Raw genomic sequence first — 13012 nt, 5'->3', positions numbered from 1 at the left:
GCGGGCATTCCGCCCGCCGCCCTCCCGCGACCTGCGCTCAGCGGCGCGCCTCGGCCGCGCGCCCGGCTCAGCGGCGCGCCTCGCTCAGCGGCGCGCCCCGCTCAGTGCGCGGCGGCCGGCGCCTGGGGGCCGCGCCCGCGAGCCGCCGGGCCGGTGGTGACGAGCAGACCCGCCACGACCGCGGCGAGCAGCATCGCGCCGACGCCCCACCACAGGGCGTGGGTGAACCCGTGCACCATGGCCTCCTGCGCCAGTCGTGCCGGGCCACCCGGGCCGGGACGGTGCTCGCCCAGGTAGCTGCTGGTGGCCGAGGTGGCGAGGGTGTTGAGCAGGGCCGTGCCGAGCGAGCCGCCCACCTGCTGCGCGGTGTTGACCGTGGCCGAGGTGACGCCGGCGTCCTGCGGCCGGACGCCCGCCGTCGCGGTGGAGAAGACCGGCATGAAGGTCAGTCCCATGCCGAGGCCCAGCAGCAGCATGCCGGGGAGGACGTGCGTCGCGTAGGCGGAGTCGACCTCCAGGAAGGTCAGCCAGCTCAGGCCGGCCGCGCCGAGGACCATGCCCGGGACCATCAGCATCCGCGGCGGGGTGCTCGGCAGCAGGCGCGCCGAGATCTGCGTCGAGCCGATCATGATCGCCGCGGACATCGGCAGGAACGCCAGACCCGTCCGGACGGGGGAGTACCCGAGGATGCCCTGCAGGTAGTAGGTCATGAAGAGGAACACGCCGAACATGCCGATGGTGGCCAGGCCCATGGTGAGGAAGCTGCCCGCGCGGTTGCGGTCGGCGAGCACCCGCAGCGGCAGCAGCGGGGTGGCGGCGCGGGCCTGCCACAGACCGAAGCAGACGAGCAGCAGCGCGCCGCCGATCAGCAGCGTCAGCACCGTGGAGTCGCTCCAGCCCTGGGCCTCGGCCTCCGAGAAGCCGTACACGACGGCGACGAGACCGCCGCAGCCGAGCAGCACGCCGGGCACGTCCAGCCGCGCCTCGCGGTGGCCGGGCCGGTCGTGCAGCAGGACCGTCGCGCCGATCACCGCGATCACGGCGATCGGGATGTTGACGTACAGGCACCAGCGCCAGTCCAGGTACTCGGTGAGGATGCCGCCGAGCAGCAGGCCGATCGCGCCGCCCGCGCCGGCCAGCGCGCCGTAGATGCCGAACGCCTTGCCGCGCTCGCGCGGGTCGGTGAAGGTGGTGGTCATCAGCGAGAGCGCGCTCGGGGCGAGCAGCGCGCCGAACGCGCCCTGCAGGGCGCGGGCCGCGAACAGCATCCCGGACGTCTGGGCCGCTCCGCCGATCGCGGAGGCGACCGCGAAGCCGACCAGGCCGATCACGAAGGTGCGCTTGCGGCCGACCAGGTCGGCGACCCGGCCGCCGAGCAGCAGGAGACCGCCGAAGGCCAGGGTGTAGGCGGTGATCATCCACTGCCGGTTGCCGTCGGATATCTCCAGCGCCTTCTGCGCCGAGGGCATCGCGATGTTCACGATGGTGGCGTCGAGCACCACCATCAGCTGGGCCAGGGCGATGACCACCAGGCCCCACCAGCGGCGGGGGTCGGGCGCGTCGTCGACGCCGCCGGGGGCGGCGGGCGACGCGGTCCGTGTCGCTCCCTTGGAAGCGGGGAATGAGGGTTCGCTCATGGCGAGGACGTCGCTCCTTCGAGGGAATTCATCAGTTCAGCAGATCATCAGTAGTGCTGAACATCAGTGAAGGATACGCTCATTCCCATGAAGGACGCGCCTCTTTTGTCGCAGCGCCTCGGCTACCTGCTGAAGCAGGCCCAGGGCCGCCTGTCCGCCGAGCTGGGGGAGGCGCTGGCGCCGTTCCGCCTCCACCCGCGTGAGCTGGCGGTCCTCGCCGTCATCCACGAGTCGGCGGAGCAGCCTTCGCAGATGGAGCTCGCCGAGTGGATCTGCCTGGACCGCACCAGCATGGTCGGCGCGATCGACTCCCTGGAGCGCAACGGGTACGTGGAGCGGCGCCGCAGCGACCTGGACCGGCGGCGCAACGTCATCACCCTCACGCCGGAGGGCGAACGGTGCCTGGCCGAGGCCGAACGGGCGCGTGAACGGGTGGAGCGTTCCTTCCTCGCCCCGCTCGACCCGCAGGCCGCGGCCGCTCTGGTCGACGCCCTCGCCACCCTGCTCGACACCCACGGCGCCGGCCCGATGGGCCACCGGAACTGCCCCTCGTGACTGGTCCGCACCCGCAGGCCGCGCCGCTCGGGACGGCGCCGTCCCGCCAGGCGCGTGAACTCGTGGGCGGGCTGCCGGAGTTGGGCTGGAGGCGGGGCGCGGTCCGGGCGGTGTCCGCACCCGCCTGCCGCGCGGGACGCTCACGGACGGCTCCCCGCGGTCACGGCACCCGTGAGCCCTCCCTTTCACCCGAACGGGCATGATCCGCGCCACATTCGACGGGGCGGCCCGCGCCTGGGGCCCGGCAGGCCCCGGGGACAGCGAGGGGAAGGGTGCGGAGGAGGGGGCGCGAATGGGCCGACCGTGGCGCGGAAGGCCGCACTGACCTGCGGCTTTGTACGCACCGTGCGCGACACGGCACCCTTGGGTTTGACGTGCTCGGCACGCCGGGTACTCTCTTCCGCCCGATTGGCCAGGCTCGTCTGCCGTATGGCACACTAGCCAAGTTGCTCGGTCGAGTGTTGATGTCGCACGTCTCCCGCCGGGAGGACCGGAAGCGAGTCCCACAGTACTCGTCAGCCCCATGCGGGCTGGAAGTACGGGAATCTTCCGGGAAGTGTCGGCGCAGCTCCGGCCAGGCACCCGGTGGGCCTTCCGCTCCCGGTTCCGCGGCAGCGAGCCGCACTCCCATCACCATCTGGTAGGGACTTCCGATTCGTTCGGGACTTCGTATCGACGGGAGCGCGACACGCCCGACCGCGTGGGTCGGCGAAGAGGGTCCAGCAAACCCACTGGGTTCCAGAGCGTTACTAGAGACAGGACTACTGAGTAGCCATGGCGGGACAGAAGATCCGCATCCGGCTCAAGGCCTACGACCACGAGGTCATCGACTCTTCGGCGAAGAAGATCGTCGAGACGGTGACTCGCACTGGTGCGTCGGTCGCGGGCCCGGTGCCGCTGCCCACTGAGAAGAACGTGTACTGCGTCATCAAGTCGCCGCACAAGTACAAGGACTCGCGCGAGCACTTCGAGATGCGCACGCACAAGCGCCTGATCGACATTCTCGACCCGACTCCGAAGACCGTTGACTCCCTGATGCGACTCGACCTCCCGGCCGGTGTCGACATCGAGATCAAGCTCTGAAGGCCGGTGATCTGAGAATGGCTAAGCAGATCAAGGGCATCCTGGGCGAGAAGCTCGGCATGACGCAGGTGTGGGACGCGAACAACCGCGTCGTCCCGGTCACCGTCGTCAAGGCCGGCCCGAACGTCGTGACCCAGGTCCGTACGAACGACACCGACGGCTACGAGTCGGTCCAGATCGCCTTCGGCGAGATCGACCCGCGCAAGGTGAACAAGCCCCTCAAGGGCCACTTCTCCAAGGCCGACGTCACTCCCCGCCGCCACCTCGTCGAGATCCGTACCTCGGACGCTTCCGAGTACACCCTCGGCCAGGAGATCACCGCTGAGGTGTTCGAGGCCGGCATCAAGGTCGACGTGACCGGCAAGAGCAAGGGCAAGGGCTTCGCCGGTGTCATGAAGCGTCACAACTTCCGTGGCGGCAAGGCCTCGCACGGTGCCCACCGCGTGCACCGCAAGCCGGGTTCGATCGGTGGCTGCGCCACCCCGGGCCGCGTCTTCAAGGGCATGCGCATGGCTGGCCGTATGGGCAACGAGCGCGTGACCACCCAGAACCTGACCGTCCACGCCGTTGACGCGGAGAAGGGTCTGCTGCTCATCAAGGGCGCGGTTCCCGGTCCGAACGGCGGCCTCGTCCTGGTCCGCACCGCGGCCAAGGGGGCCTGAGGTAATGAGCACTGTTGACATCCTTTCGCCGGCGGGCGACAAGGCCGGTACCGTCGAGCTCCCCTCGGAGATCTTCGACGCCAAGGTCAGCGTTCCGCTGATCCACCAGGTCGTCGTCGCGCAGCTGGCCGCGGCCCGTCAGGGCACGCACAAGACCAAGACCCGCGCCGAGGTCCGTGGTGGTGGCCGCAAGCCTTACCGCCAGAAGGGCACCGGTCGCGCCCGTCAGGGTTCGACCCGCGCGCCTCAGTTCGCCGGTGGTGGCGTCGTGCACGGTCCCGTGCCGCGTGACTACTCGCAGCGGACCCCCAAGAAGATGAAGGCCGCCGCCCTGCGTGGCGCCCTCACCGACCGGGCGCGTCACAACCGCATCCACGTCGTCTCCGGCGTGGTCGAGGGTGCCGCCTCCACGAAGGCCGCCAAGTCGCTGTTCGGCAAGATCTCGGAGCGCAAGAACCTGCTCCTGGTCGTCGACCGCGCCGACGAGGCCGCGTGGCTGTCCGCCCGCAACCTGCCCCAGGTCCACATCCTGGAGCCGGGCCAGCTGAACACGTACGACGTTCTCGTCTCGGACGACGTGGTCTTCACCAAGGCCGCTTTCGAGTCCTTCGTGTCCGGCGGCCAGGCCGTCACCGAAGGGAGCGAGGCCTGATGGCTACGCGTCACCCGAGCATCGCCTCCAAGGCTGCGAAGGCCGCCAAGGCCGCGCGCGTCGCCAAGGCGCGCCGCCACGCCGCCGAGGGCAAGAACACCGTCGTCACCCCGGCCAGCAAGTCGTACACGGACCCCCGTGACGTGCTGCTGAAGCCGGTCGTGTCGGAGAAGAGCTACGCGCTCATCGACGAGAACAAGTACACGTTCCTCGTCGACACGCGGGCCAACAAGACCCAGATCAAGCAGGCCGTGCAGTCGGTCTTCTCGGTCAAGGTCACCGGGGTCAACACGATCAACCGCCAGGGCAAGCGCAAGCGGACCCGCACCGGGTTCGGCAAGCGTCCCGACACCAAGCGCGCGATCGTAACCCTCGCTGAGGGCGACCGTATCGACATCTTCGGCGGTCCGACCGCCTGACGGCGGTCGGAATCGTCCAGATTTCGGATTACTTCCGAGGACTGAGAGACAATGGGTATCCGCAAGTACAAGCCGACGACTCCGGGCCGTCGTGGCTCCAGCGTCGCCGACTTCGTCGAGGTCACGCGGTCCACGCCGGAGAAGTCGCTGGTCCGCCCGCTGCACAGCAAGGGCGGCCGTAACAACGCCGGTCGTGTGACCGTTCGCCACCAGGGTGGTGGCCACAAGCGCGCCTACCGCGTGATCGACTTCCGTCGTCACGACAAGGACGGCGTGCCCGCGAAGGTCGCGCACATCGAGTACGACCCCAACCGCACCGCGCGCATCGCGCTGCTGCACTACGCGGACGGCGAGAAGCGCTACATCCTCGCCCCGCGCAACCTGCAGCAGGGTGACCGCGTCGAGAACGGTCCCGGGGCCGACATCAAGCCGGGCAACAACCTGGCGATCCGCAACATCCCGGTCGGTACCACGATCCACGCGATCGAGCTCCGTCCGGGCGGCGGCGCCAAGTTCGCCCGCTCCGCCGGTACCTCCGTGCAGCTGCTCGCGAAGGAGGGCTCGATGGCCCACCTCCGCATGCCTTCCGGTGAGATCCGCCTGGTCGACGTGCGCTGCCGCGCGACCATCGGCGAGGTCGGCAACGCCGAGCAGAGCAACATCAACTGGGGCAAGGCCGGCCGCAAGCGGTGGCTGGGCGTTCGCCCGACCGTCCGTGGTGTCGTCATGAACCCGGTCGACCACCCGCACGGTGGTGGTGAAGGCCGTACCTCCGGTGGCCGTCACCCCGTCTCCCCGTGGGGCAAGAAGGAAGGTCGTACTCGTTCGCCCAAGAAGGCGTCGAACAAGTACATCGTCCGCCGCCGCAAGACGAACAAGAAGCGCTAGGAGCGGGTTTAGATGCCGCGTAGTCTCAAGAAGGGGCCCTTCGTCGACGACCACCTCATGAAGAAGGTGGATGTCCAGAACGAAGCCGGCACCAAGAACGTCATCAAGACCTGGTCCCGTCGCTCGATGATCGTCCCGGCCATGCTCGGCCACACGATCGCGGTGCACAACGGCAAGACCCACATCCCGGTGTTTGTCACCGAGTCCATGGTCGGCCACAAGCTCGGCGAGTTCTCGCCGACGCGCACCTTCCGGGGTCACGTCAAGGACGACCGGAAGTCGAAGCGCCGCTAAGCGGGGCTGTGAAAGACCATGACAGACACTGAAGGGACAACCATGGAAGCCAGGGCCCAGGCGCGGTACATCCGCGTCACGCCCATGAAGGCCCGCCGCGTGGTGGACCTTATCCGTGGCATGGATGCCACGGAGGCTCAGGCGGTCCTGCGTTTCGCCCCGCAGGCCGCGAGCGTGCCGGTCGGCAAGGTGCTGGACAGCGCCATCGCCAACGCCGCGCACAACTACGACCACACCGATTCGTCGAGCCTGTACGTCTCCGAGGCGTACGTCGACGAGGGCCCGACCCTGAAGCGGTTCCGTCCGCGCGCCCAGGGCCGCGCCTACCGGATCCGCAAGCGGACCAGCCACATCACCGTGGTCGTCAGCAGCAAGGAAGGAACCCGGTAATGGGCCAGAAGGTTAACCCGCATGGGTTCCGGCTCGGTGTCACGACCGACTTCAAGTCGCGTTGGTACGCCGACAAGCTGTACAAGGACTACGTCAAGGAAGACGTCGCCATCCGTCGGATGATGACGTCCGGCATGGAGCGCGCCGGCATCTCCAAGGTCGAGATCGAGCGCACCCGTGACCGCGTGCGTGTGGACATCCACACCGCTCGTCCGGGCATCGTCATCGGCCGCCGTGGCGCCGAGGCCGACCGCATCCGCGGTGACCTCGAGAAGCTCACCGGCAAGCAGGTCCAGCTGAACATCCTCGAGGTCAAGAACCCCGAGACGGACGCTCAGCTCGTGGCCCAGGCCGTCGCCGAGCAGCTCTCCTCCCGCGTCTCCTTCCGTCGCGCCATGCGTAAGAGCATGCAGTCGGCGATGAAGGCCGGGGCCAAGGGCATCAAGATCCAGTGTGGCGGTCGTCTCGGCGGCGCCGAGATGTCCCGCTCGGAGTTCTACCGCGAGGGCCGCGTGCCCCTGCACACGCTCCGCGCGAACGTCGACTACGGCTTCTTCGAGGCCAAGACGACCTTCGGCCGCATCGGCGTGAAGGTCTGGATCTACAAGGGCGACGTCAAGAACATCGCCGAGGTCCGCGCCGAGAACGCCGCCGCCCGTGCCGGCAACCGCCCGGCCCGTGGTGGCAACGACCGCCCGGCCGGCCGTGGTGGCCGCGGTGGCGAGCGTGGCGGTCGCGGTCGCAAGCCCCAGCAGTCGGCGCCCGCCGCCGAGGCCCGCACGGCCGAGGCTCCTGCCGCCGCCGCTGCCGAGCCGAGCTCTGCCGGAAAGGAGAGCTGACCCATGCTGATCCCGCGTAGGGTCAAGCACCGCAAGCAGCACCACCCCAAGCGCCGCGGTATGGCCAAGGGCGGTACGACTGTTGCGTTCGGCGAGTACGGCATTCAGGCCATGACGCCGGCGTACGTCACCAACCGTCAGATCGAGGCCGCTCGTATCGCGATGACCCGCCACATCAAGCGTGGCGGCAAGGTCTGGATCAACATCTACCCGGACCGCCCCCTCACCAAGAAGCCTGCCGAGACCCGCATGGGTTCCGGTAAGGGTTCTCCGGAGTGGTGGGTCGCGAACGTGCACCCGGGTCGGGTCATGTTCGAGCTGTCTTACCCCAACGAGAAGATCGCCCGTGAGGCGCTTACTCGCGCGGCCCACAAGCTGCCGATGAAGTGCCGGATCGTCAAGCGCGAGGCAGGTGAAGCGTGATGTCGGTCGGTACCAAGGCGTCCGAGCTGCGCGAGCTGGGCAACGAGGAGCTTCTCGCGAAGCTCCGCGAGGCCAAGGAAGAACTGTTCAACCTCCGCTTCCAGGCGGCGACCGGACAGCTCGAGAACCACGGCCGTCTGAAGGCGGTCCGCAAGGACATCGCCCGGGTCTACACCCTCATGCGTGAGCGTGAGCTCGGCATCGAGTCGGTGGAGAACGCATGAGCGAGAACAACGTGACTGAGCAGAAGACCGAGCGCAACGCACGCAAGACCCGTGAGGGTCTGGTCGTCAGCGACAAGATGGACAAGACCGTCGTCGTCGCCGTCGAGGACCACGTGAAGCACGCGCTGTACGGCAAGGTCATCCGCCGTACGAACAAGCTCAAGGCGCATGACGAGCAGAACGCTGCCGGCATCGGCGACCGCGTCCTCCTGATGGAGACCCGGAAGCTGTCCTCCAGCAAGCACTGGCGCGTCATCGAGATCCTCGAGAAGGCGAAGTAACAAGCCGGGGCCCTGCCCCAGCTGACCGGCCGGGGGGCCACCTCGCCCCCCGGCCCGGTTCCTCGCCTCTTCAGGCCAAGTAAATTCCCGCGGGGGTCTCCCGCGGGTGAGTTCCGCCAGGCTCTCCGGCTCTGCTCCGGAGGGAACCGGCAGACGATCAGGAGATAGACGTGATCCAGCAGGAGTCGCGACTGCGTGTCGCCGACAACACTGGTGCGAAGGAAATCCTTTGCATCCGTGTGCTCGGTGGCTCCGGTCGCCGCTACGCGGGCATCGGTGACGTCATCGTCGCCACCGTCAAGGACGCGATCCCCGGTGGCAACGTGAAGAAGGGTGACGTCGTCAAGGCCGTCATCGTTCGCACCGTCAAGGAGCGCCGCCGCCAGGACGGCTCGTACATCCGCTTCGACGAGAACGCCGCCGTCATTCTGAAGAACGACGGCGACCCTCGCGGCACCCGTATCTTCGGCCCGGTCGGCCGTGAGCTGCGCGAGAAGAAGTTCATGAAGATCATCTCCCTCGCGCCGGAGGTGCTGTGAGCATGAAGATCAAGAAGGGCGACCTGGTCCAGGTCATCACCGGCAAGGACAAGGGCAAGCAGGGCAAGGTCGTCACGGCCTTCCCCCGCGAGAACCGCGTCCTGGTCGAGGGTGTCAACCGGGTCAAGAAGCACACGAAGGCCGGCCCGAACCAGGCCGGCGGCATCGTGACCGTCGAGGCTCCCGTCCACGTGAGCAACGTTCAGCTCGTCGTGGAGAAGGACGGCCAGAAGGTCGTGACCCGCGTCGGTTACCGCTTCGACGAGAACGGCAACAAGATCCGCGTTGCCAAGCGGACGGGTGAGGACATCTGATGGCTACCACCACTCCGCGTCTCAAGACGAAGTACCGCGAGGAGATCGCGGGCAAGCTGCGTGACGAGTTCAAGTACGAGAACGTCATGCAGGTTCCCGGCCTCGTCAAGATCGTGGTCAACATGGGTGTGGGCGACGCCGCCCGCGACTCCAAGCTGATCGACGGCGCCATTCGCGACCTCACCACGATCACCGGTCAGAAGCCGGCCGTCACCAAGGCCCGCAAGTCCATCGCGCAGTTCAAGCTGCGTGAGGGTCAGCCGATCGGTGCCCACGTCACGCTCCGTGGCGACCGCATGTGGGAGTTCCTGGACCGCACCCTGTCGCTCGCGCTCCCGCGCATCCGCGACTTCCGTGGTCTGTCCCCCAAGCAGTTCGACGGCCGTGGCAACTACACCTTCGGTCTCACGGAGCAGGTCATGTTCCACGAGATCGACCAGGACAAGATCGACCGCACCCGAGGCATGGACATCACCGTGGTGACCACGGCTGCCAACGACGCTGAGGGCCGTGCGCTCCTCCGTCACCTCGGCTTCCCGTTCAAGGAGGCGTGAGCGAGATGGCGAAGAAGGCTCTGATCGCGAAGGCTGCTCGCAAGCCCAAGTTCGGTGTGCGCGCGTACACCCGCTGCCAGCGCTGCGGCCGTCCGCACTCCGTGTACCGCAAGTTCGGCCTCTGCCGCGTGTGCCTCCGTGAGATGGCTCACCGTGGCGAGCTGCCGGGCGTGACCAAGAGCTCCTGGTAATCCCCCTTTTGGGGTTCCCAGGCTCTCGGTAAGCAGGCCGGTCCGGCAGGCGACCCGCCACACATGGCTTAGGCTGGTGTGGTTGGGCGCTTGCCGTGCCCGGCCGTCCGCGGGGCACGGTCCCGCTCAATGACGCTTACTACGCCGTAGGTCCACCGCGCCGCACCCGTCCCGTCTCGGATCGGGGAGAGGGATGGCGCACCAGGAAACCCCGGCGAGAGAGGCCTAAGGCCAATTCATGACCATGACTGATCCGATCGCAGACATGCTCACGCGTCTGCGTAACGCGAACTCGGCATACCACGACACGGTGTCGATGCCGCACTCCAAGATCAAGTCGCACATCGCGGAGATCCTCCAGCAGGAGGGCTTCATCACCGGCTGGAAGACCGAGGACGCCGAGGTCGGCAAGAACCTCGTCCTCGAGCTGAAGTTCGGCCCGAACCGCGAGCGCTCCATCGCGGGCATCAAGCGGATCTCCAAGCCCGGTCTCCGGGTGTACGCGAAGTCCACCAACCTGCCCAAGGTCCTCGGCGGCCTCGGCGTGGCGATCATCTCCACGTCGCACGGTCTCCTGACCGACAAGCAGGCCGGCAAGAAGGGCGTGGGTGGGGAAGTCCTCGCCTACGTCTGGTAACGGAAGGGAACGAGATACAGCTATGTCGCGTATCGGCAAGCTCCCCATCGCGGTTCCCGCCGGCGTGGACGTCACCATCGACGGCCGTACGGTCACGGTCAAGGGCCCCAAGGGCACTCTGACCCACACCGTCGTGGCGCCGATCGAGATCGTCACGGGCGAGGACGGCACCCTCCAGGTGACCCGCCCCAACGACGAGCGTCAGAACAAGGCCCTGCACGGCCTGTCCCGCACGCTGGTGGCGAACATGATCACCGGCGTGACCCAGGGTTACGTGAAGAAGCTCGAGATCAGCGGTGTCGGTTACCGCGTGGCGGCCAAGGGCTCGAACCTCGAGTTCGCGCTCGGCTACTCGCACCCGATCACCGTCGAGGCGCCCGAGGGCATCACCTTCAAGGTGGAGACCCCCACCCGCTTCCAGGTCGAGGGCATCGACAAGCAGAAGGTCGGCGAGGTCGCGGCGAACATCCGCAAGCTGCGCAAGCCCGACCCGTACAAGGCCAAGGGCGTCAAGTACGAGGGCGAAGTCATCCGCCGCAAGGTCGGAAAGGCGGGTAAGTAACCCATGGCATACGGGCAGAAGATCCTGAAGGGCGACGCCTACAAGCGCGCCGCCATCAAGCGCCGGCACATCCGGATCCGGAAGAACATCTCCGGTGACGCCGAGCGACCCCGTCTCGTCGTGACCCGTTCGAACCGCCACATCGTGGCCCAGGTGATCGACGACATCAAGGGTCACACCCTGGCGTCGGCGTCCACCCTGGACGCTTCGATCCGCGGTGGCGAGGGCGACAAGTCCGCGCAGGCCGGTCAGGTCGGCGCCCTGGTCGCCGAGCGCGCCAAGGCCGCGGGCGTCGAGGCCGTCGTGTTCGACCGTGGTGGCAACAGGTACGCGGGGCGCATCGCCGCCCTGGCGGACGCCGCCCGCGAAGCCGGTCTCAAGTTCTGAGCCGGTTCCGTAGCGAAGCTAGCGGAAACAGAGAGAGGTAATTCCAATGGCTGGACCCCAGCGCCGCGGTAGCGGTGCCGGTGGCGGCGAGCGGCGGGACCGGAAGGGCCGTGACGGCGGCGCAGCTGCCGCCGAGAAGACCGCTTACGTTGAGCGCGTTGTCGCGATCAACCGTGTCGCCAAGGTTGTGAAGGGTGGTCGTCGCTTCAGCTTCACCGCGCTGGTCGTGGTGGGCGACGGTGACGGCACCGTGGGCGTCGGTTACGGCAAGGCCAAGGAGGTGCCGGCCGCCATCGCCAAGGGCGTTGAGGAGGCCAAGAAGCACTTCTTCAAGGTCCCCCGTATCCAGGGCACCATCCCGCACCCGATCACGGGTGAGAAGGCTGCCGGCGTCGTGCTGCTCAAGCCCGCGTCCCCGGGTACCGGTGTTATCGCCGGTGGTCCGGTGCGTGCCGTGCTCGAGTGCGCCGGTATCCACGACGTGCTGTCGAAGTCCCTCGGCTCGTCCAACGCGATCAACATCGTGCACGCGACCGTGGAGGCCCTCAAGGGTCTGCAGCGCCCCGAGGAGATCGCGGCCCGCCGTGGTCTGCCCCTCGAGGACGTCGCCCCCGCGGCTCTCCTGCGTGCGCGTGCCGGGGCTGGTGCTGCGTAATGGCACAGCTCAAGATCACTCAGGTTAAGTCGTACATCGGCAGCAAGCAGAACCACCGCGACACCCTGCGTTCCCTTGGTCTCAAGGGCATCAACACGCAGGTCGTCAAGGAGGACCGCCCCGAGTTCCGCGGCATGGTGCACACCGTCCGCCACCTCGTGACGGTCGAGGAGGTCGACTGATCATGGCGGAGCAGAACCCGCTCAAGATCCACAACCTCCGTCCCGCCCCGGGCGCCAAGACCGCCAAGACCCGTGTGGGTCGTGGTGAGGCGTCGAAGGGTAAGACGGCCGGTCGTGGTACCAAGGGCACGAAGGCCCGTTACCAGGTTCCGGAGCGCTTCGAGGGTGGCCAGATGCCCCTCCACATGCGTCTCCCGAAGCTGAAGGGCTTCAAGAACCCCTTCAAGACCGAGTTCCAGGTCGTGAACCTGGACAAGCTCGCCGCCCTCTACCCCGAGGGTGGGGAGGTCACCGTTGCCGACCTGGTCGACAAGGGTGCCGTCCGCAAGAACCAGCTCGTCAAGGTCCTCGGCCAGGGCGAGATCTCCGTGGCGCTGCAGGTGACGGTCGACGCCGTCTCCGGCTCCGCCAAGGAGAAGATCACCGCCGCCGGCGGTACGGTCACCGAGCTCGTCTGACGAGTTCCGGACGGGCCGACGTCGTAAAGATGTCCGGCTGATGTCCATGTGACCAGAGCGTTCCCGACCGGGGATGCCCCACAAATGGGGTATCCCCGGTTGGTCGTTCCTAAGGGGTTGGTGTCGCCGGTAAGGTGACCTCCACTGCCACCCTTCGACCAGTGCACCCGTACGGCGCACCGGGCA

General features: G+C 67.7%; 23 protein-coding genes. 22 read left to right on the top strand and 1 reads right to left on the bottom strand.

Features of this window, described 5'->3' with window-relative positions; all coding sequences use genetic code 11:
* Positions 1-101 precede the first annotated feature (101 nt).
* Positions 102-1637, bottom strand: a complete 1536-nt coding sequence (locus tag ACFRAV_RS14170; RefSeq protein ID WP_382554978.1) for an MFS transporter — start codon at positions 1635-1637, stop codon at positions 102-104.
* An 87-nt stretch (positions 1638-1724) separates the two neighbouring features.
* Here ACFRAV_RS14170 and ACFRAV_RS14165 point away from each other — a divergent pair, with 87 nt between their 5' ends.
* From ACFRAV_RS14165 to rplO, 22 genes are all read left to right on the top strand, one after another.
* A complete protein-coding gene (locus tag ACFRAV_RS14165; protein ID WP_382554974.1) occupies positions 1725-2192 on the top strand; it encodes a MarR family winged helix-turn-helix transcriptional regulator in 468 nt (155 codons plus the stop codon).
* 774 nt (positions 2193-2966) lie between these two features.
* Positions 2967-3275, top strand: a complete 309-nt coding sequence (gene rpsJ / locus ACFRAV_RS14160; RefSeq protein ID WP_003948644.1) for a 30S ribosomal protein S10 — start codon at positions 2967-2969, stop codon at positions 3273-3275.
* 17 nt (positions 3276-3292) lie between these two features.
* Positions 3293-3937, top strand: coding sequence for a 50S ribosomal protein L3 (rplC, locus tag ACFRAV_RS14155; protein WP_351110711.1), 645 nt, complete (start codon positions 3293-3295; stop codon positions 3935-3937).
* Positions 3938-3941: 4 nt separating this feature from the next.
* Positions 3942-4589, top strand: coding sequence for a 50S ribosomal protein L4 (rplD, locus tag ACFRAV_RS14150; protein WP_351110709.1), 648 nt, complete (start codon positions 3942-3944; stop codon positions 4587-4589).
* Positions 4589-5008, top strand: coding sequence for a 50S ribosomal protein L23 (gene rplW / locus ACFRAV_RS14145; RefSeq protein WP_351110707.1), 420 nt, complete (start codon positions 4589-4591; stop codon positions 5006-5008). Before rplD ends, rplW begins: the two co-directional genes overlap by 1 nt.
* 51 nt (positions 5009-5059) lie before the next feature.
* Positions 5060-5896 (top strand): 50S ribosomal protein L2, encoded by an 837-nt coding sequence (rplB, locus tag ACFRAV_RS14140; RefSeq protein WP_351110705.1) that lies wholly within the window; start codon positions 5060-5062, stop codon positions 5894-5896.
* A 12-nt stretch (positions 5897-5908) separates the two neighbouring features.
* Positions 5909-6190, top strand: coding sequence for a 30S ribosomal protein S19 (rpsS, locus tag ACFRAV_RS14135; protein WP_108954814.1), 282 nt, complete (start codon positions 5909-5911; stop codon positions 6188-6190).
* Positions 6191-6232: 42 nt separating this feature from the next.
* A complete protein-coding gene (gene rplV, locus ACFRAV_RS14130; RefSeq protein WP_108954813.1) occupies positions 6233-6580 on the top strand; it encodes a 50S ribosomal protein L22 in 348 nt (115 codons plus the stop codon).
* Positions 6580-7419 carry a 30S ribosomal protein S3 gene (gene rpsC, locus ACFRAV_RS14125; RefSeq protein WP_382554968.1) on the top strand — a complete coding sequence of 280 codons (840 nt, stop codon included), beginning with the start codon at positions 6580-6582 and terminating at the stop codon, positions 7417-7419. The genes rplV and rpsC overlap by 1 nt, the downstream gene beginning before the upstream one ends.
* Positions 7420-7422: 3 nt before the next feature.
* Positions 7423-7842, top strand: coding sequence for a 50S ribosomal protein L16 (gene rplP / locus ACFRAV_RS14120; protein ID WP_005313579.1), 420 nt, complete (start codon positions 7423-7425; stop codon positions 7840-7842).
* A complete protein-coding gene (rpmC, locus tag ACFRAV_RS14115; protein WP_351110700.1) occupies positions 7842-8066 on the top strand; it encodes a 50S ribosomal protein L29 in 225 nt (74 codons plus the stop codon). Before rplP ends, rpmC begins: the two co-directional genes overlap by 1 nt.
* A complete protein-coding gene (rpsQ, locus tag ACFRAV_RS14110; RefSeq protein ID WP_382554964.1) occupies positions 8063-8347 on the top strand; it encodes a 30S ribosomal protein S17 in 285 nt (94 codons plus the stop codon). The genes rpmC and rpsQ overlap by 4 nt, the downstream gene beginning before the upstream one ends.
* A gap of 170 nt (positions 8348-8517) precedes the next feature.
* The gene (rplN, locus tag ACFRAV_RS14105; protein WP_003956455.1) at positions 8518-8886 is read left to right on the top strand and encodes a 50S ribosomal protein L14; all 369 of its coding nucleotides are present in this window, start codon (positions 8518-8520) and stop codon (positions 8884-8886) included.
* A 2-nt stretch (positions 8887-8888) separates the two neighbouring features.
* Positions 8889-9200 carry a 50S ribosomal protein L24 gene (gene rplX / locus ACFRAV_RS14100; RefSeq protein ID WP_351110696.1) on the top strand — a complete coding sequence of 104 codons (312 nt, stop codon included), beginning with the start codon at positions 8889-8891 and terminating at the stop codon, positions 9198-9200.
* Positions 9197-9754, top strand: a complete 558-nt coding sequence (rplE, locus tag ACFRAV_RS14095) for a 50S ribosomal protein L5 (RefSeq protein WP_108954808.1) — start codon at positions 9197-9199, stop codon at positions 9752-9754. Before rplX ends, rplE begins: the two co-directional genes overlap by 4 nt.
* A 5-nt stretch (positions 9755-9759) precedes the next feature.
* Positions 9760-9945 (top strand): type Z 30S ribosomal protein S14, encoded by a 186-nt coding sequence (locus ACFRAV_RS14090; RefSeq protein ID WP_003956452.1) that lies wholly within the window; start codon positions 9760-9762, stop codon positions 9943-9945.
* A gap of 238 nt (positions 9946-10183) precedes the next feature.
* On the top strand, positions 10184-10582 hold the full coding sequence (gene rpsH, locus ACFRAV_RS14085; protein ID WP_180220786.1) for a 30S ribosomal protein S8: 399 nt from the start codon (positions 10184-10186) through the stop codon (positions 10580-10582).
* A 22-nt stretch (positions 10583-10604) separates the two neighbouring features.
* Positions 10605-11144 carry a 50S ribosomal protein L6 gene (gene rplF / locus ACFRAV_RS14080; RefSeq protein ID WP_108954807.1) on the top strand — a complete coding sequence of 180 codons (540 nt, stop codon included), beginning with the start codon at positions 10605-10607 and terminating at the stop codon, positions 11142-11144.
* 3 nt (positions 11145-11147) lie between these two features.
* Positions 11148-11531, top strand: coding sequence for a 50S ribosomal protein L18 (rplR, locus tag ACFRAV_RS14075; RefSeq protein WP_108954806.1), 384 nt, complete (start codon positions 11148-11150; stop codon positions 11529-11531).
* A gap of 46 nt (positions 11532-11577) precedes the next feature.
* The gene (gene rpsE, locus ACFRAV_RS14070; protein ID WP_108954805.1) at positions 11578-12186 is read left to right on the top strand and encodes a 30S ribosomal protein S5; all 609 of its coding nucleotides are present in this window, start codon (positions 11578-11580) and stop codon (positions 12184-12186) included.
* Positions 12186-12368 carry a 50S ribosomal protein L30 gene (gene rpmD, locus ACFRAV_RS14065; RefSeq protein ID WP_003974250.1) on the top strand — a complete coding sequence of 61 codons (183 nt, stop codon included), beginning with the start codon at positions 12186-12188 and terminating at the stop codon, positions 12366-12368. Before rpsE ends, rpmD begins: the two co-directional genes overlap by 1 nt.
* A gap of 2 nt (positions 12369-12370) precedes the next feature.
* Positions 12371-12826, top strand: a complete 456-nt coding sequence (gene rplO, locus ACFRAV_RS14060) for a 50S ribosomal protein L15 (RefSeq protein WP_108954804.1) — start codon at positions 12371-12373, stop codon at positions 12824-12826.
* Positions 12827-13012: the final 186 nt, after the last annotated feature.

The organism is Streptomyces sp. NPDC056600 (assembly GCF_042792855.1).
GTDB lineage: Bacteria > Actinomycetota > Actinomycetes > Streptomycetales > Streptomycetaceae > Streptomyces.
Note: the sequence above shows the minus strand (reverse complement) of the source record. Positions and strands in the feature narration are given on the sequence as shown.